Annotated in this window: 17 protein-coding genes and 1 riboswitch; of the genes, 9 read left to right on the top strand and 8 right to left on the bottom strand. The window is 70.7% G+C overall.

Going from position 1 to position 17,295, the window contains the following annotated elements; all coding sequences use genetic code 11:
* Positions 1 to 1,623 carry a VWA domain-containing protein gene (locus ACIRD8_RS25895; protein WP_403996111.1) on the top strand — a complete coding sequence of 541 codons (1,623 nt, stop codon included), beginning with the start codon at positions 1 to 3 and terminating at the stop codon, positions 1,621 to 1,623.
* On the opposite strand, the gene ACIRD8_RS25890 is transcribed toward ACIRD8_RS25895, so the two are convergent.
* The 4 genes from ACIRD8_RS25890 to ACIRD8_RS25875 are packed head-to-tail and all read right to left on the bottom strand — an operon-like array spanning position 1,616 to position 4,299.
* Positions 1,616 to 2,485 (bottom strand): energy-coupling factor ABC transporter ATP-binding protein, encoded by an 870-nt coding sequence (locus tag ACIRD8_RS25890; protein WP_403996110.1) that lies wholly within the window; start codon positions 2,483 to 2,485, stop codon positions 1,616 to 1,618. The genes ACIRD8_RS25895 and ACIRD8_RS25890 overlap by 8 nt on opposite strands.
* Positions 2,482 to 3,231, bottom strand: coding sequence for a cobalt ECF transporter T component CbiQ (gene cbiQ / locus ACIRD8_RS25885; protein ID WP_403996107.1), 750 nt, complete (start codon positions 3,229 to 3,231; stop codon positions 2,482 to 2,484). Before cbiQ ends, ACIRD8_RS25890 begins: the two co-directional genes overlap by 4 nt.
* A 4-nt stretch (positions 3,232 to 3,235) precedes the next feature.
* Positions 3,236 to 3,592, bottom strand: coding sequence for an energy-coupling factor ABC transporter substrate-binding protein (locus ACIRD8_RS25880; protein WP_403996104.1), 357 nt, complete (start codon positions 3,590 to 3,592; stop codon positions 3,236 to 3,238).
* Positions 3,589 to 4,299 carry an energy-coupling factor ABC transporter permease gene (locus tag ACIRD8_RS25875; protein ID WP_403996101.1) on the bottom strand — a complete coding sequence of 237 codons (711 nt, stop codon included), beginning with the start codon at positions 4,297 to 4,299 and terminating at the stop codon, positions 3,589 to 3,591. The genes ACIRD8_RS25880 and ACIRD8_RS25875 overlap by 4 nt, the downstream gene beginning before the upstream one ends.
* 29 nt (positions 4,300 to 4,328) lie before the next feature.
* A riboswitch (cobalamin riboswitch) is annotated at positions 4,329 to 4,534 on the bottom strand.
* A gap of 168 nt (positions 4,535 to 4,702) precedes the next feature.
* Between ACIRD8_RS25875 and ACIRD8_RS25870 the strand changes: the two genes are divergently transcribed.
* Positions 4,703 to 5,158 carry a hypothetical protein gene (locus tag ACIRD8_RS25870; protein ID WP_403996098.1) on the top strand — a complete coding sequence of 152 codons (456 nt, stop codon included), beginning with the start codon at positions 4,703 to 4,705 and terminating at the stop codon, positions 5,156 to 5,158.
* Positions 5,159 to 5,171: 13 nt separating this feature from the next.
* The gene (locus tag ACIRD8_RS25865; RefSeq protein WP_403996095.1) at positions 5,172 to 6,845 is read left to right on the top strand and encodes a caspase domain-containing protein; all 1,674 of its coding nucleotides are present in this window, start codon (positions 5,172 to 5,174) and stop codon (positions 6,843 to 6,845) included.
* 66 nt (positions 6,846 to 6,911) lie between these two features.
* Here ACIRD8_RS25865 and ACIRD8_RS25860 read toward each other — a convergent pair whose 3' ends face one another.
* Positions 6,912 to 7,334: a DUF6338 family protein gene (locus ACIRD8_RS25860; RefSeq protein ID WP_403996092.1), complete on the bottom strand. Its 423-nt coding sequence runs from the start codon at positions 7,332 to 7,334 to the stop codon at positions 6,912 to 6,914.
* A gap of 69 nt (positions 7,335 to 7,403) precedes the next feature.
* A complete protein-coding gene (locus ACIRD8_RS25855) occupies positions 7,404 to 8,771 on the bottom strand; it encodes a M64 family metallopeptidase (protein ID WP_403996089.1) in 1,368 nt (455 codons plus the stop codon).
* A 324-nt stretch (positions 8,772 to 9,095) separates the two neighbouring features.
* Between ACIRD8_RS25855 and ACIRD8_RS25850 the strand changes: the two genes are divergently transcribed.
* Positions 9,096 to 10,514 (top strand): helix-turn-helix domain-containing protein, encoded by a 1,419-nt coding sequence (locus ACIRD8_RS25850; RefSeq protein WP_403996086.1) that lies wholly within the window; start codon positions 9,096 to 9,098, stop codon positions 10,512 to 10,514.
* A 47-nt stretch (positions 10,515 to 10,561) separates the two neighbouring features.
* Here the strand turns inward: ACIRD8_RS25850 and ACIRD8_RS25845 are convergent, their stop codons facing one another.
* Positions 10,562 to 11,713, bottom strand: a complete 1,152-nt coding sequence (locus ACIRD8_RS25845) for an FAD-dependent oxidoreductase (protein ID WP_403996083.1) — start codon at positions 11,711 to 11,713, stop codon at positions 10,562 to 10,564.
* Positions 11,714 to 11,806: 93 nt separating this feature from the next.
* On the opposite strand from ACIRD8_RS25845, the gene ACIRD8_RS25840 reads away from it, so the two are divergent.
* The gene (locus ACIRD8_RS25840) at positions 11,807 to 12,523 is read left to right on the top strand and encodes a TetR/AcrR family transcriptional regulator (RefSeq protein ID WP_403996080.1); all 717 of its coding nucleotides are present in this window, start codon (positions 11,807 to 11,809) and stop codon (positions 12,521 to 12,523) included.
* A 166-nt stretch (positions 12,524 to 12,689) separates the two neighbouring features.
* Positions 12,690 to 13,940 (top strand): glutaminase, encoded by a 1,251-nt coding sequence (locus ACIRD8_RS25835; RefSeq protein ID WP_403996077.1) that lies wholly within the window; start codon positions 12,690 to 12,692, stop codon positions 13,938 to 13,940.
* Positions 13,941 to 13,982: 42 nt separating this feature from the next.
* Here ACIRD8_RS25835 and ACIRD8_RS25830 read toward each other — a convergent pair whose 3' ends face one another.
* Positions 13,983 to 14,435: a VOC family protein gene (locus ACIRD8_RS25830; RefSeq protein ID WP_403996074.1), complete on the bottom strand. Its 453-nt coding sequence runs from the start codon at positions 14,433 to 14,435 to the stop codon at positions 13,983 to 13,985.
* A gap of 363 nt (positions 14,436 to 14,798) precedes the next feature.
* Between ACIRD8_RS25830 and ACIRD8_RS25825 the strand changes: the two genes are divergently transcribed.
* The 3 genes from ACIRD8_RS25825 to ACIRD8_RS25815 are packed head-to-tail and all read left to right on the top strand — an operon-like array spanning position 14,799 to position 17,260.
* Positions 14,799 to 15,176, top strand: a complete 378-nt coding sequence (locus ACIRD8_RS25825; RefSeq protein ID WP_403996071.1) for a hypothetical protein — start codon at positions 14,799 to 14,801, stop codon at positions 15,174 to 15,176.
* A gap of 10 nt (positions 15,177 to 15,186) precedes the next feature.
* Positions 15,187 to 16,770, top strand: coding sequence for a peptidoglycan-binding protein (locus tag ACIRD8_RS25820; RefSeq protein WP_403996068.1), 1,584 nt, complete (start codon positions 15,187 to 15,189; stop codon positions 16,768 to 16,770).
* Complete coding sequence (locus tag ACIRD8_RS25815; RefSeq protein ID WP_403996065.1) at positions 16,742 to 17,260, top strand: protease inhibitor I42 family protein; 519 nt, start codon at positions 16,742 to 16,744, stop codon at positions 17,258 to 17,260. The genes ACIRD8_RS25820 and ACIRD8_RS25815 overlap by 29 nt, the downstream gene beginning before the upstream one ends.
* The last annotated feature ends 35 nt before the right edge of the window (positions 17,261 to 17,295 follow it).

Here is a 17,295-nt window from a genome sequence, read left to right as displayed (position 1 = left end):
ATGGGTGAGGCCCTGAGAGACATCACGGAGCTGAGGGACCGGGCAGGGAAGTGGCTCGGCCTGACCTCCGGCACGGAACAGCCGAAGGCGACCGCCACAGTGGCCGCCGACCGGTTCGACACGATGGCCTGGCGCGACGCCTACGCCGGAACCGCCGGGCTGCGGCACCTGGCGCATGACCTGAACCAGCGCCACGACCACACCGAGGACCTGCTCACCGATGTGTTCCTGGCCGCCTACAAGGTCAGCCCGCAGGTACGCGACCGGGCCGGCATGGACCCCTCCCGTCTGGTCAACCACCAGGTCGTCACGGCCCTGACGGACAGCCCGGAGTTCACCGAGCTGCACCGCGAGACCTCCGGCGACCCCTACGCCGCGGCCATGGCCGTACTCGCCCGGTCCGACGCCCTGCGCGGGATGCTGGAGCGGGCCGAGGACGCCGCCGAGCGAATCCGGCGCGCGGAGGCCGCCCGTGAGGAGGCCGAGCGGACGGCCTCCGATGTCGCCGGGGCGCTCCAGCAGGCTGCCGGGGAGGCGGACGAGGACGGCACGGTGCCGGACGGGCCGACCGACGCCCTGGCGCGGGCGATCGAGAGGGCCGAGGCCGCCGACACCGCCGCGCGCCAGGCCTCCCAGGAAGCAGGGCAGGCACTCGCCGCGGCGGCCCCCGGCATCCGTGCCGCCGCACGGAGTGCCACGGCCACGGCGGCCGAGCAGTCCCGCGACGAGGCCGAGCTGATGCGCGCATGGGGTGTCGGTCCGGGCGAGCTGGAGCGGATGCCCTTCGGCCGACGGGCCGAGCTCGCCGAGCGGCTGCGCTCCGGCCGGCTGGGGCGGTTCGCGGACCTCATCGGCCGGTTCCGGCAGATGGCCGCCGGCGAGAGCGCCCGCAAGGTCGAGCAGGCCCGGGGCGAGCTGGTCGGCATCACCCTGGGAGACGACCTCTCCCGGGTCATCCCCTCCGAGCTGGCCAACCTCGGTGTACCGGCCATGAGGAGCGTGTTCGCCGCGAGGTACGCCGAGGCACGTCTGATGCTCTACGACAGCCGAGGGGAGCAGACCACCGGGAAGGGCGCGATCATCGCGTGCGTCGACTGCTCCAACTCCATGAGCCGCCCCGGCCCCGGCGGGATCACCGGCGAGGCGTGGTCCAAGGCGTGCGCCCTGGCGCTGCTGGACCAGGCCCGCAGGGCGAAGCGCGACTTCGTCGGCATCCTGTTCTCCTCCGCCGAGTCCCTGAAGGTGTGCCGATTCCCGGCCTCCGGGCCCGCCGGGACCGAGGACGTGATCGACTTCGCCGAGCATTTCTTCGGGGGCGGCACCGACTACCGGGCGCCCCTGTCGGCGGCCGTCGGGCTGCTGGAGAAGGAGTACGACGCGGACGGCCGCAGGCGCGGCGACATCGTGATGATCACCGACGGGGAGTGCGACGTCACCGAGGGGTGGATGCGCGGCTGGAACGAGGCCAAGCACACGCTCGGCTTCCGCTCCTTCGGCGTGGCCGTCGGCGCCCCGCAGGCCGCCGAACCCGGCACGGTCCTGGACGCCCTGTGCGACAACCTCCGCAGCATCGAGGACCTGACCGACGTCCACGCCGCCGGAGACCTCTTCCGGGTCATCTGACCGCCGGACCTCTTCCGGGTCGTCCGACCGTGCCGGGGACGAAGTCCGTGAGCTGCTCGGGGGTACGGGGGCCGGGCGCCGTGGCGTCCAGCAGCCCGTGCGCGCGAAGCAGTCCGGCGGTGGCGATGCCCCACGGCAGCCGCAGCCCCGCCTCCCGCAGGAGGTCCGTACGGGCCAGCATCGCGGGAGCGGGCCCGGCGACGGCACCGGAGGGGGTGAGGAGCGCGGCGTCGTCGGCCCAGCGCAGGGCGAGGTCGACGTCGTGAGTGGCCATCATGACCGTGGTGCCGCTGTCGCGGAGCGTGCCGAGGGTGGCCAGCAGCCTCTCCTGGCCGTCCGGATCGAGCCCGGCCGTCGGCTCGTCGAGGATCAGCACACGCGGCCTCATCGCGACCGCGCCCGCGATGGCGGCCCGTTTGCGCTGTCCGTACGAGAGCAGATGGGTGGGCCGGTCCGCCAGGGCCGTGATGTCGAGGGCGGCGAGAGCCTCGTCCACCCGCGCCCGCACCTCGGCGTCGGGCAGACCGAGGTTCAGCGGTCCGAACGACACGTCCTGGAAGACGGACGCGGCGAACAGCTGGTCGTCCGGGTCCTGCACCACCAGCTGGACCGTGGTGCGCAGCCGGGTCAGCCCCTTGCGGTCGTACGTCACCGGGCGCCCCTCGACCGTCAACTGCCCCTCGCGCGGGCGCAACCCGCCGCTGAGGAGCCGCATCAGCGTGGTCTTACCGCTGCCGTTCCGGCCGAGCAGGGCGAGCGCGCGCCCGGCGTGCGCCTCGAAGTCGAGGCCGCTGAGCACGGTGGGGCCGTCCTCGTACGCGAAGGACGCGCCCCGCAGGGCGAGCAGTACCGGTTCGCTCATGACAAGGGCCTTTCCAGGGCGAAGGTCAGGACGGTGAGGGCCGCGAGCAGGGTGACGCTCACGGCCACGAACCGGACGGAGACGCGGGCCTCGGGCACCAGGACGCGCAGGGTCCCGTCGTAACCGCGCCCGGCGAGTCCGGCCTGGAGCCGGGCCGCGCGGTCGAAGGCCCTGATGAAGGCGGTGGCGCCCAGCCCTGCCAGCGAACGCCAGGCGGCGGCCCGGGTGGTGTGCCCGAGCCGTGCCGCCTGGGCCTCACGGATCCGGCGTACCGAGTCGAGGAGGAGGAAACTCATGCGGTAGGTCACCAGCGCGACATCCACCACCGGCGCCGGCACCCCCGCCTTGACCAGGCGGGGCAGCAGATCGGACATCGGGGTGGTGAACGCGAACAGCAGGACACCGAGGGACGCCGCCGAGGTGCGCAGCAGCAGCTCCCCGGCGCGGAGCGGCCCCCCGCCGGCCAGGGCCACGAACCCCTCCGGTCCGCCCACCTGTACGAGGAGTGTGACGGCCCCGGTGACACAGAAACCCAGGGGAACCCGGTACGCCCGCCACAGTTGACGGGCGGGCACCCCCGCCGGCCCCAGCAGCACGGCGACGGCGGTCAGGAGGATCAGGGCCGCACCGGGCCAGGGCGGCAGCGAGATCGCCAGAACGGTGAGGCCCAGGCCCAGCACGGCCTTGTCCACGGGATGGCGGCGGCGCCAGCGGGAGCTGTGCGCCGCCGCGTCGATCGGCAGCACGCGCTCAGTTCCCCCGGGCCGCGGACTCCCCGGCGACGTCGCCGTGCTGCGGCGCGACCGCCCGCAGCTCGCCCTGACGGCGCCCGCGCCGGAGGCCGAAGTAGTAGGCGAGGACACCCGCGCCGAGCGCGGCCTGGAGGGCGAACAGCGCCGACTCGATCTCGCCCGACGGCGGTTCGTAGAGCGGGGAGAACCACGGCTCGTAGTCGGGATCGATCTCGGTGATCGCCGTCTCGGCCTGGGCGTCGGCCCCCGCGAACGGCTCCTCCTCGCCGTCGCCGAGGCCGAGGGCCAGCGGCAGGACGGCCAGGGCCGCCACGACGATCAGCAGAAGGGCGTTGATCTTCGTGTTCCTGTTCATCGGGCCACCGCCTCGGTCTCGGTCGTCCTGGTCCGGTTCTGCTTGCCGGTGAGGAACACGCCCAGCCGGGTCAGATCCCCCTTGCTGGACTGCACCAGGAGACGCATGACCAGCACCGTCAGGAGACCTTCGCTCACCGCGAGCGGGATCTGGGTGACCGCGAAGATGGAGCCGAACTTGCCGAGCGCGCCCAGGAACCCGCTGCCCGGGTCCGGGAAGGCGAGCGCCAGCTGCACGCTGGTGACGCAGTAGGTCGACAGGTCGGCGACGAACGCGCCGAAGAACACCGCCACCATCAGCGGCACCTCGTACCGGCGCAGCAGCTTGTAGACCGCGTACCCCGCCCAGGGCCCGACGATCGCCATCGAGAAGACGTTGGCGCCCAGCGTGGTCAGACCGCCGTGGGCCAGCAGGAGCGCCTGGAACAGCAGGGTGATGGTGCCCAGGACCGCCATGATCGGCGGGCGGAACAGGATGGCCCCCAGCCCCGTACCCGTGGGATGCGAACAACTCCCGGTGACGGACGGGATCTTGAGCGCGGAAAGAACGAACGTGAAGGCCCCGGAGGCCCCCAGGAGCAGCGTGCTCTCAGGGTTCTCCCTGACCTCACGCGTAAGTGACCGGACTCCGTGGACGACGAACGGCGCGGACGCGACACCCCAGGCGATCGCGTGCGCCGGAGGCAGAAAACCCTCGGCTATGTGCATGGCTCAGCAGACCCTCTCCAGCACCTCGTGGATGGTTGAAGTGCCTTGGCCGGTCTCCTGGCTTACGGGTACCACCGCCCGAACTCCGCCTTCCCGGGTCACAAGGACCCAGTGGCTGCCCGCGAGGGCCGGAGCCGGACTTCCCGATCACAGTGGCGAGGGCCGCACCGGCATCACACCGATTTCCCGTTCACCAAGGCGTGGTGACAGTAATGCCAGGTGGGGGACGATGACAAGCGCGCCCGACGCCCCGGAGAAGGGGCGGTGGAGCAGGCGGCCGACGGCGCGGGCCCCACCCCGGCGTGTGACTTCGACCTGCTGTGTGCACGCAAATCGCCGCTGGCCGGGGTGGGCCGGAAGAGTTTTGGCTACGCTGATCGCTCGGCAAGTACGTGGGGGCACAGTGAGCAGTTCGGCGAGTCGGATCCGGGTGGTGCTAGAGGGCGGCCCGGACAGCGATCCGGAGGAACTGGAGTCGTGCACGCTCGCGTTGCGTGAACGCCTGCTGGAGCAGGAGATCGAAAGCGTCGTGCTGGAACGGGCGGAAGAGGCACCGGAGGGAGCCAAGCCGGGCGGGACGATCGCTCTGGGCGCCCTGGTGGTGACAGCGGCGCCGTTCGTGGTACGTAGTCTGGTGCACCTGCTGCAGGCGTGGATCGAGAACCGGCCGGTTCGGAGGATCAGTATCGCCGTGGGTGAGGACAGCCTGGAGGTGGAAGCCCTGTCATCGGCCGACCAGCGCCGACTGATCGAGGAGTTCATCTCCCGGCACACTCCGCCGCGTACTGCGGTGGAACCCGCGCCACGCCCGGGCCCGGACACGCCGGTGCCGGAATCCGGGACGGCCGGGCAAGTCTGAAGGGGGACACACGATGCCCGGGGGCCGGTTTGCCCTGCTGATCGCGACCGGTCGCTACGACACCGCCGGTCTGAGCCGCTTGCGCTCGCCGGCGCCGGACGCCGAAGGTCTGGCCGAGGTGCTCAGCGACCCTCAGGTCGGTGACTTCGCCGTGCAGACGGTCATCGACGGCCGCCACGGCGAGGTGAGCCGCGCGATGGAGGAGTTCTTCCTCGACCGGAGCCGGGACGACCTCCTGCTGCTGCACCTGTCGTGCCATGGGATCAAGAACGACAACGGAGAGCTGTACTTCGCGGCCCGGGACACCGACCAGAAGCTCCTCGCCTCCACCGCCGTCTCCGGATCCTTCCTGCAGATCCAGATGCGACGGTGCCGGGCCCGGTCCATCGTCCTGCTGCTGGACTGCTGCTACAGCGGGGCCTTCCTGCACGGCACCAAGGGCGACACCACGGTCCATGTGCGCGATGAACTGGCCGGGCACGGGCGGGCGGTCATCACGGCCACCAACCGCACCGAATACGCCTGGGAGGGCGACCGGGTCAGCGAGTTGGAGCCGGGCCGGTCCAGGTTCACCGGAGCCGTGATCGAAGGTCTCCGCACCGGTGAGGCCGATCTCGACAGGGACGGAGCGGTCAGTGTTCACGAGCTGTACGACTACGTCTATGAACGGATCCTCGCAGCCGGGGTGAGGCAGCGGCCACAGATGTGGGCCGAACTCGAATACCGGGTGACCATCGCGAAGGCGGCCAGGAGGGAGACGGTTGCAGCCGCGGCTCCGTCCGGGACACCGCTGCCGCCGCCGGCCGAACCCGACCCCGATCAGCCGGAGGAGGCCGGAGAGCAAGCCGCGGACGATGTTCCGCCCGGCGACGTGGCGACCCTGGCACCTGGACCGGGCGTAGCAGCGCCGGAGCCGTCCCTGATCCTCAGCCGGCTGGAGAAAGTCACCTCCCGCGCCGATCTGGGGAAACAGCTGAAGGCCCTGAGAGCGCGGGCCGGCGACACCGACTGGCCACCGGCCGCGATGTTCGCCGCGGCATTCGAGAACGAGGTCATCAGCGAAACGGACAGGAACCAGTGGGAGCCCACCGTCGAGTGGTGGCTGTCCGGACGCTCCCTTCCCACCCACTGGGCCAATCTGGAGAACCTCGTCCGGGCGCTGGGGGCAAGTCCGGAGGAGACGGCCGCCTTCGGGGAGGCGTACCACTACCTCCGCAACCTCGAGGCCCTGCCACCCACACCGGAGATCACGTCCAGGCCGGAGGCCGGGCCCGTACCGGAGGCCGAGTCCCCGGCGGAGGCCGAACCCGCGCCGGAGGCCACCTCCACGCCCGTGACCAGGCGGAGGGTGTACCTCCGTGACCAGGCGGTCGCCCTCGTCGTAGCTCTGCTGATCGCCGTTGTCGCGGCGGGGTACATGGCGGCGCTGCAGGCCGATCCCGGACCGTCCGTCGTCAGGATGGTCGTCTTCGGCGTGCTCGGTCTGCTCATCGTTGTGCTCGCCTTCGCGGTGGGGATGGTCTCGACGGTCCCCACCAAGGCACAGATGCCCGCCCGTTCGGATCTGCCGGCGACGCTGCTGCTGGTCGGATCCCCCCTCGCTCTGCTCGCGGGCCTGATCGTGCCGCCCGTGGCCGACAGCGACGTCTACGGCCACTGGCTGGCGGACCTCGTGGGACTTCTGTAGCGGCGCCGGTGCCCGGCTCGCGGGGGAGCCGGCGGCCCGGCACCGGCCCCGCGCGAGTTCGGGGACTCAGGCGGAGGACGGAGGCGGGGCGGTGTCCGGGTACGAGAGGTGGATCACCCGGATCAGTGAGCCCGGGACGACGACCGTCCTGGCGGGCGAAAGCGTACGGGGGATGTCGCCCGGCCCGGTCCACAGCACCGGCCGTTGGAGCACGATGTCCCGGCGGGCAGGATCCTCGTCGTGGGACACATGACGCAGGTACCCCTCGACAACGGGCTGTCTGCTGCCACCGGGGCGCATCGCCCCGTACGCCATCGCCCCGTACGCTCTCCGTCCCGTCCCGTCCCGTCCGCGGCTGGGGACCGCGGCCTCCGGGGGGCCGGTCTCCGTCTCGGACAGGAGGCTCCCGATGCCGGTGATCTCGCCCGGCATCCGAGCTTGCCGGGAGTCGAAGGAGTGCAGAAAGGGGAACCGCCGGGTCAGGGACATGCCTCCCCGGCCCGGCGGATTCCGGTCCGGTGCGGTGTCCGGTGCCGGATGTCGTCGTACCGCCTGGCGTCAGTGCTTCCCGTGGGCCCTGCGACCGGACGCCTTGACCGTCCAGGTCAGGCTCTCGGTGGCCTCGGCGAGGACCCGGGGGTCGCGGATCGACGTGCTCCGGTCCCAGGACCTGACCGTCACGGTGTGGGTCCTGCCGTCCGCGGCGACGCCCAGTGAGGCGGGCGTGACGGTGGTGAGGCCCTGCGCCCGCCTCACCTGGGCGCCGTCGACGTACCAGCGGAGCTCCGGGGCCGCCAGGCCGGTGAGACCGGCCTGGGAGACCTTGAGGGGGCCGGTCCTCAGGACCGCGCTGCTCGTCCTTGTCCCACTGCTCAGCGCGTTGGCCTCCCGGTAGAAGCCGGCGATCATGGCCTCACGGCCGGGGAGGTTGAAGTCGCTGACGTTCAGGGCCCGCATCAGGGAGTTGGAGGTCGGGCGGTAGATCCCGTAGGGGTAGTAGCTGCTGCCCTCGTACGTGCCGACGGTGCCTCCGGTCGGGTCGGCCTCACCGAGCCAGCGGTACCACTTGGTCCGGCCGGCCGCCATCTGCTCCGTGGTGTAGATGCTGGAGTTGATCGTGTCGGGCTCGCCGGACGGCCAGGTGCCGTAACCGTCGTACGTGTACTCGTCCGCCAGCAGCCCCACCGAGTGACCGATCTCGTGGGCGGCGATCATGCTCGACTGCTCGTTGTCCGACGAGAGGGTCGAGACTCCGTCGAACGGATAGCCCTCCGCCTCCAGGCCCGAGTACCCCGCACCGCCGTACTTGGTGGAGTTGGACACGACCACGACCAGGTCGGCCTCGGGGGCCCTGGCGGCGTACGAGGCGACCTTGTCGATGTCGGCGCAGACCAGTCGCTCGGTGTCCGAGCACCAGAAGTAGCTGCCGAGCGCGGTGTCCTTGGTGACATCGGCGGTGGGGTCACCGGTGATCCCGGACTCGGCGGACACCGCGTCGACGGTCCACACGTTCATCAGACCCTGGTAGCTGGAGTAGGGCTCGATGGCGGTGATGTCCCCCCACTTCGTCGCTGCCGCGGCGTGGAAGGCGTCCTGCTGGTCTGCCGTGTAGCCGTCACCGATGATCACCACGTCGAGGCGGTCGGCCGAAGGGCCGGTCACGGACAGCTCGCCGACCTCGCCGTCCGTCGTGCCCGCGGTGGGTGCCGCGCTCCGGGCCGTGGCACGGCCGGTCGCCGCCTCCGTGCTGACCGGGACCTCGGTCCGCCGGCCCTCGCCGCCGGGCTCGGGAAAGTATTCGACGGTGAGGTGCGGCTCCTGGACGGGTTCCGGGTCCACGGCGGCCGCGGGAACGGCGAGGGCTGCCCCGATGACCGCCGTGAGCGCGACGCTCGCGGATATGGCGGCAATTCTGTGCTTGTGCATGTCAATCCTCACTCTGGTGTCCAGCTCGGAAGTGAAGTGGAGTGCTGACGTGGTCGGACCTGCCGGCAGGCAGGCCTGTCGTGGGCGCGACGTGCTCGAACTCGTCCGTATCCGGGCCCGCCGGTGGTCGGCCGAGTGATGGCCTCCACCATCCGGGCCGTGTTAAGGCCTCAGTTGAATGCGTTTGAGTTGCTGTTTAACTTAGGGTGCGCCGAGGGGGACGCACAACAGGTGCGAGGGCGGGAGGTGTTGCCGCCGAGTAACCGGGGTTCTCGCGAACGAAGCGGCCGGTGACCACCGGCGCACACAGGACGAGGGGCTGCCATGACGGGAACCGGCAAGGTGACGATCGCGGGGGGCGGGGCACGTCGCCCGATCGGGGAAGCGGGGGAGGAGCGGGACTCGCCCGTCGCGATCGGCCGCAGGCTCAAGCGGCTCCGTAAGGAACGTGAACTGACCCAGCGCCAGCTCGCCGAACCCCTGTACACCGCTGCCTACGTCTCCACCCTGGAAGCAGGCAGGGCACGGCCCTCCGAAGCCGCCCTCCGGCACATCGCCGAGCGGCTCGCTGTCGACTACGAGGAACTCGCCACCGGAAAGCCGACCCACATCGCCACGGCCCTGCGGATGGAGCTGGCCGAAGCCCAGCGGGTGCTGGCGACCGAGGAGGCTGCCGACGCGCGGGCGGCCTACGAGCAGATCCTCGGACGGGCCGAGGAGTACGGGCTCCCGCAGGAACGGGCGGCCGCACTCGTGGGTCTGGGGGAATGCGCCCTGGAGGCGGGCGAACTGGCCGATGCCCTGGCCCGGTTCGAGGCCGCCGAGCACGCGCTGGCCGGCGAGCCGCTCCCCGCCCGCGCACGGGCGGTCCGGGGCAGATCCGTCGCCCACTACCTCGCCGGTGAACTGCGGTACGCGTGCTACCTGCTGGAGAGCGCCATCGACGCGCTCAACACGTCAGGGCTGCACGATCCCGTCGCGCTGCTCCAGCTCTACACAGCTTCGATCGCCCCGTACATGGACATGGGCGCCCATGCCCGCGCCGCGCAGGCCGCTGAACTCGCACTCGCCCTGGTGCCCCAGGTGTCCGACCCCGCCCTGGTCGCCACCATGCACCGCACGGTGGCCCGCACTCTGATCGCCGAGGGCAGGGCCGAAGCGGCCCAGGCATCGCTGGCCCGGGCCACCGAGCTCTACCAGCAGCTGCAGATCCGTACCGAACTCGCCCATTGCCACTGGATGAGGGGCTACGTCTGTGCCCAGCACGACGACCTCGCGCAGGCGGAGACGGAACTGCGCACCGCGCACTCGATGCTGGTGTCCAAGCGGGCGGCGTTGTACGTGTCCCAGGTGGAGGTCGAGCTCGCCGACGTCCTGCGCAGGAGAGGGAAGCCCGCGGAGGCCGCGGAGCTCCTGGACAGCCTGCTGGTCGGACTGCAGCCCGGCCGTGGCGCACTGCACGCAGGCGGGGCGCACCGGCTTCTCGGGCTGATCGCGGAAGACGCCGGAGACGTCGAGGCCGCCGAGCGGCACTACGCCACCGCGCTCTCCCTGCTCGAACAGACGGGAGCCGCCGGGGACATCGCCGACATCTGCCGGCTGTTCGGAGACCTGATGCGCAGCGAGGGCCGGACGGAAGCGGCCCTGAACGCCTACCGAACCGGGCTCGGCCACCGCGCCGAACCGGGTACCACCACCCTCGGCCCCGCTCCCGCCAGGCCACCGTTCGCCCCCTGGGCCTGACGACCGCCCCGGACCCCACCGGCCGCCGCGAGGGTCTCAGGACTGGTTCAGGCGTCCCGCTCGCCCTCGGAGCCGCCGGTGAAGAAGCCGATGAAGCTGGTGGGGGCGTCGTCGCCGAGGCAGATGGCGAGGATTTCGCGGGCGTCCTCGTAGAAGCGGGCGCTGCGCGGGAACATGGCCTGTTCGTACGCGGTGAGGGCTGCCTCGGTGTCCTCGGGGTGGGCGGCGATGGCCTTGCCGAGTTCGGCGCCGTCGTACATGGCGAGGTTGGCGCCGTCGCCGGAGGGCGGCATGAGGTGCGCGGCGTCGCCGATGAGTGTCACTCCGGGGACGCGGTCCCAGCGGTGTCCGTCGGGGAGGGTGTGGATCATGCGGGCGACGGGGGCGGTCTCGCCGTCGGTGATCAGGGCCGTGAGCTCGGGGGCCCAGCCCTCGAACTCGGCGGCGATCCGGCTGCCCGCGGCGGCCGGGTCGGTGAAGTCGGTGCCGGCGATCCACTCGGCGGAGCGGTTCAGCTCGACGTAGGTGTGCAGGACGTTCCCCGCCTCACGGTGGGCCACGATGCCCTTGCCGGGGGCGAGCGCGTACATGGCGCCCTTGCCGACGGCGGCGGCCGTGGCGGAGTGGTTGCGGTCCACGTCGTGGAGGTAGGTCTCGACGAAGGTCGTGCCGACGTAGACGGGCCGGGCGTCCGAGAGCAGTGGCCGGACCCTGGACCAGGCGCCGTCGGCGCCGACGAGGAGGCCGGTGACGACGGTGGTGCCGTCGGTGAAGGTCACTTCGTGGCGGCCGTCACCGAGGGAGCGGGCGCCGGAGACCTTGCTGCCCCACCGGACGGTCCCCTCGGGCAGCGAGTCGAGCAGGATCCGGCGCAGATTGCCGCGCAGGACCTCGGGGCGCGCCATCGAGTCGTCGCCCGGGACGTCGAGGAGCAGCTTGCCGTCCTGCCCGAGAACGCGGGCCGCGTCGGCGCCCTCGTGGATGATCGCGAGGAACTCGTCGGTGAGGCCGGCGTCCGCGAGGGCCCGCTGCCCGTCCTCCTCGTGGATGTCGAGCTGGCCGCCCTGGGTGCGGGCGGCGGCCGAGGGGTCGGATTCGTAGACCGTCGCGGCGATGCCGTGGACGTGGAGGACGCGGGCGAGGGTCAGGCCGCCGAGGCCCGCACCGATGATCGTGACGGGTGTCGTGGAGGTGCTCATGGGGGTTCCTTTCGAGGCGCTTCCGGGACGTCTGGAACGTTGTTCCACTCCTCTAGGTTGGAACAACGTTCCAGGCATGTCAAACTGGTCCTCATGGCGACCAGACCGCACCAGGCCCCTCGGCGTACCGACGCGCTCTCCAAGGAGCGCATCGTCGAGGCCGCGATCGAGATGCTTGACGCCGGCGGCGAGAAGGCGCTGACCTTCCGTGCCCTCACGGCACGGCTGTCCACCGGGAGCGGGGCGATCTACTGGCACGTCGCCAACAAGGACGAGCTGCTCGCGGCGGCCACCGACGACGTCATCGCCCGGGTCGTGACGGACGTGGCCGGTGACGCGGGGCCGAGGGAGGCGATCCGGAGCATCGCCCTGGGGGTGTTCGACGCGATCGACGCGCACCCGTGGGTGGGAGCCCAGCTCTCCCGGGCACCGTGGCTGGCGGCGATGCCGCAGATCTTCGAGGGCTTCGGCAGCCAGCTGGAGGCGCTCGGCGTTCCCGAACAGCTGCTGTTCGAATCCACGTCCGCGCTCGTGAACCACGTACTCGGCGTCGCCGGGCAGAACGCCGCGAACGGCCGGCTCTTCGTGCACGAGCCGGATCGCGTGGCCTTCCTCGGCACGGTCGCCGAACAATGGGCGCAGCTCGACCCCGAGCGGTTCCCGTTCGTCCACCGGGTGGCGGCGCAGCTGCCCGAGCACGACGACCGCGAGCAGTTCCTCGCCGGCGTCGACTTCTTCCTGACGGGCATCGAGGCCGCCCGCCAGGGCCTTTCGTCTGGATCAGGCCGGACCCCCGCGAGCCCTGCATGATCCGAATGAGAGGAAAGGGCCGTGCCCTCGCGGGTGACGGCCCGGCGCCGGAGGCTGCTCCAGCGAGCCCTGCCGTGCGGTGAGCGCTAACGTTGCGCCTGGTCACACGGCACGGTGGCGATGTCCACAACCGGGCCGGCGACGCGAACGCGAGGAGGATGTAGGCATGCGGACTCCTGTTCCCGACTACCTGGACGAGGTCCTGGCCGAGCTGGCGGCAGACCGCGCCGGTGCCGTCGCCGACTACATCCCGCAGCTCGCGGACGCCGCCCCGGACGTGCTCGGCGTCGCCCTGACGACCGTGGACGGCCGCACCTACTCCACCGGCGACGACGACGTCGAGTTCTCCATCCAGTCGATCTCCAAGCCCTTCGCGTACGCTGCCGCACTGACGGACCGAGGGCCCGCCACGGTCGCTGCCACAGTCGGTGTCGAGCCGTCCGGCGAGGCTTTCGACGAACTGTCGCTGGAGGGCGAGACCCATCGCCCGAAGAACCCGATGATCAATGCCGGGGCGCTCGCCGTCCACCACCTGCTGGTCAGCGGCACCGCGACCTCCGAAGAGCGCGTCGCTCGCGTCGTCGAGTTCTTCTCCGAACTTGCCGGCCGACGCCTCACCGTCGACGAATCGGTCTACCGCTCGGAGCTGCAGACAGCGGAACGAAACCTCGCAATCGCGCACATGCTGCGCAACTACCGTGTGCTTGCCGCCCCCGCGCACGAAGTGGTGGACGGCTACACGCGGCAATGCGCCGTGAATGTGACCGTCCGTGACCTCGCTGTGATGGGTGCGACGCTGGCCAATGCCGGTGTCCATCCCGTCAGCGGCCGTCGGGTGGTCCCGGCCGAGGTGGCCCGCCGGACACTCTCGGTCATGGCCGGCTGCGGTATGTACGACGCCGCGGGTGACTGGCTGGTCCGTGTGGGCATCCCGGCCAAGAGCGGAGTGTCCGGCGGGATGCTGGGCGCGTTGCCCGGCCAGCTCGGGCTCGGGACGGTGTCACCACGACTCGACGCGCACGGCAACAGCGTGCGCGGTGTGGCCATGTTCGAACGGCTTTCCCGAGACATGGGCATGCATCTGATGGAGGCCGAGCCCTACGGCTCGACCGTCCTCCGGGGATCGAGGCGGGAGGGTGACACGACGACCTATGTCATGCAGGGAGTGGTGCAGTTCTCGGGCGCGGAGAGGGTCCTCGACCGGCTTTCGTCCGACACGATCGAGACCCCCGCCGTGGTCCTCGACCTGGGGCGGGTCGATCGGTTCAGCGACGTCGGCCGCCGCATGATCCTCGAAGGACTGCGCCGGCTGAAACTCGATGGCTACGACGTGGCCGTCATCGACCCCGACACCGTGCTTCCGGATCCGGATCTCGGCGACGGGACATGGCCGGGCATCAGGACCGGTCAGGACTGAGGCCAGGGCTGCGGAGCACGGCCCGGTGTCCGCGGGGCGTGCTCAATTCGTTGCGGCGGGCGGGTCCGCCAGGACGCCCCGGAGCAGGCCGGTGGACTGGCCGACCTCGATGAGGTAGCCGTCGGGGTCGCGCATGTAGCACCGGATCTCGGCCTTGCGGTCGATCGGTGGAGTGAGGAACTCGGCGCCCTTGGCACTCCACTCCAGGTAGCAGGCCTGGACGTCGGCCACGCGGATATTGAGGAAGCTGGTGGCCGTTCCCGGATCCTGGGGCGGGTGCAGAGTGACATCGGGTTTGTCGGGCGTGGGACCACCGCCCGGGTTCATCAGGATCCACGCGTTGGCGAGCTTGACGATGCACGGATTCTCGGCGAGCACGACCTCGCCACCGAGCACATCGGTGTAGAAGGCCCTGGAGCGGGCTACGTCCGACACCGTGAGGAAGTGCGTCAGCAGGATCCCGGACTCGGGGGCCGGCAGGTCTTCGCTTCGCACGTCAGCATCCGATCTTTCGGTTTGCCGGCAAGGCAGGGCAACAGCCCCAAGGTGTGCTGGGCAACAGCCCCAGAACGCACAGGGCGACGACAGGGTCCTGCCGACAATTTCGACGGTGTCACTCGGATTTCGCTCCTGCAACAGTTCGCGAACCGTTCGAGTGCCAGGAGCCCGACAGCCCTCGCCCGGCGAGCGGCCCGGGGCGAGTTGCGGCAGATCGCCGCGCCTGGACGAGCGCTCAGGTGTGCAGTGGCGTGGACTTTGTCGAGGAAATGTGTGCGGCGAATGAGATGTGATCTTCCTATATGCAGTGAGTGCTAGCCTGCCTGCGGTAATCGAACACCTACGGGGGAGGCGGGGGCTGTGGGCTTCGACGGCTACCAGGTCAAGGCGGGCATGACCGGCCAGGCCCAGCAACTCGACGACGCCGGTACGGATATGGACGGCGTCAGCTCGGCCGTCAAGTCCCGTACGAGTTACTCGTACGCCGATGCCGGCGGCAGTGACGCCGCTTCGGCGATCAACGCGTTCGTCAAGGCGTGGGAGGCGGAGGCCAAGACGCTGGCGTCGGCGTTGCACGAGCTCGGTGGCAAGGTGCAGTTGGCCAAGACGGCCTACCGCGGCAGCGACGGTCTCGTGCGGACAGGCGTGGACAGTGTCTCCGTCGACATCGACGGCATGAGCAGTCCCGCCGGCACACCGACGCGGGGCGAGCGCAGCTCGGCCCTGTCGAGCTACTGAGGTCGGGCCGGTGTCACTCTTCCTCTTTCCTTTCGATTCCCCTTCCGTCCGCCTCGCGTGGCTCGCCGGCCTGTCCAGGAAGCTGCTCGGTGCGGGGAGCAAGAACGAGGTTCTGGACCTGCTGGACGACGCCCTCTCGGTGCCCGCACCGGGCGGGGACCAAGGCGTCATCGAGGGCCTGTCGACCCTCTACCGGGGCCAGGTCGGCAACGTCGGCGACGTCTTCGACCAGGTCGACCGGGTGGGCCGTAAGGGACTGCCGGAAGTATGGGCCGGTGACACGGGTGTCCTCGCCTCCGACGTGGTGAAAGCCGCCGGGCGGGCCGTGACCCAGATGAGCGAGGCGTTCCACGAAGGCGCGACGGTGCTGCTGACGCTGGCCGACGCGATCGGCGCCGCGCAGCGCAAGGACGAGCAGGGTCGCGGACAGCTGCTGGAGCAGAAGAGGATGCTCGGCGGCAAGGACGGGTTCTTCGACGACCTGCACGAGAACGACGAGGAGGAGTGGGACCGCAAGAACGCCGCCCACTTCGGCTCCTACGCGGTCGACCTGATGCACGAGGCCGTGTCCGACGCGCAGGAGGCCACCCGCGTTGCGGCCCGGGACCTGAACAAGTGGGCCGCCGAGGCACGGGCCGGGAAGATGGAGACCAGCGAACTCACCGCCGTCGACAAGCTGATGCTCGCCGACACCGGTGTCGCGGGCGCCGACACCGAGCTGAACGAGATCCTCAAGGCCGCCGAGCTGGAGCGCGCTTCGGAGCGTATGGACCAGCTGAACCTCGACGACGAGATGGCCATGGAGCGGATGCTGGCGCAGTCGGAGAGCCCGCAGGAGCGGGCCTATCTGATGAAGGCCCTCGCCGCCGGCCACAGCGTCGCCGAGATCGAGGAGTTCCAGGGCAAGATCCACGGCAAGGACCCCGACTGGCTGCGCAGGCACCTCACTCCGGTGGTCACCGAAGCGGACAGCATGGACGACGAGGGCCTGGCTTCGAACGGCTCGAACAACAACACGGACTACGTCACGTTCGACGGCCAGCGGTGGATCCAGGGGGGCGACGGCTCCGAGGGCACCTGCGTTGCCTCGTCCACCGTCACGTCCCGCGCCATGGTCGACCCCATGTACGCGCTCGACCTCACCGGTGGCCCCGACGGGCAGGAGGACGACCCCGACGCCTTCAAGCAGCGGCTGGTGGCCGAACAGCACCGGCTGCACACCGAAGGTGACGGCGGCGAGAAGTGGGGCGGCATGGGGCCCGAGGGGCAGGAACGGATCAATGACTCCACCGTCGGCAGCGCCACCGGCAGTGACTACGAGCGCCAGGACCTGGACAACGCCACCGACCGCAGGGCGGTCCTCACCGAAGTCGAGAAGTCGGTGGCGGAAGGGCGTCCGGTGCCGGTCGACGTCTCGGGCAAGGACGGCGCCCACGCGATGACCATCATCGCCCAGGAGGGTGACATGCTTCAGGTGTACAACCCTTGGGGCTCGACCACTTGGGTCAGCGAGGACGACTTCATCAACGGCCACATGGGCAAGGCATCCAGCAGTGATCTCCCCAATGCGTACAGCGTCTATCTTCCCCGGTAGCAGGAGCGGTGCCGCGATCGCGGCGGCCGCGCTCCTCGCTCTCACCACGGGCTGCGACTCGGGCACCGACGATCCGGGCGGAGGTTCCGCGAGCACGACGAGCCGCCCGGTGAAGGACACCAGCATCACCGCTGAGCCGGGGGAGCGCTTCACGCTCACCGTCGACCAGAACGCCTCCACCCGCGAGTACTGGTACCTGGTCGACCCCGAGCCCGACAGCTCGGTGCTGGTCAGCCGCGGCCGGGACCACGCGTCGGACTCCGGCGACGACCCGGTGGCCGGTGCCGGCAGCCGGCTCACCTTCACCTTCGAGGCCAAGGGCAAGGGGACCACCCGGTTCACGCTGCTGCACTGCACCTTCACCAGGTGCCAGGGGAACACCTCCACGCTGCCCCCCGAGACGACCGGTCCCTCCGCCACCCCGACCGCGGGGTCGGCCTCCCCCTCCCAGGCTCCCGAGCGCATCACCTACACCGTCACCGTCAACTGAACCGCGGCGGACCAGTCAGCCGAGACGAGATATCC

The organism is Streptomyces sp. NPDC102451 (assembly GCF_044765485.1).
In the GTDB taxonomy this organism is placed as follows: Bacteria; Actinomycetota; Actinomycetes; order Streptomycetales; family Streptomycetaceae; genus Streptomyces.
The sequence above is the reverse complement of the archived record's forward strand: the minus strand, read 5'-3'. Positions and strand labels throughout refer to the sequence as shown.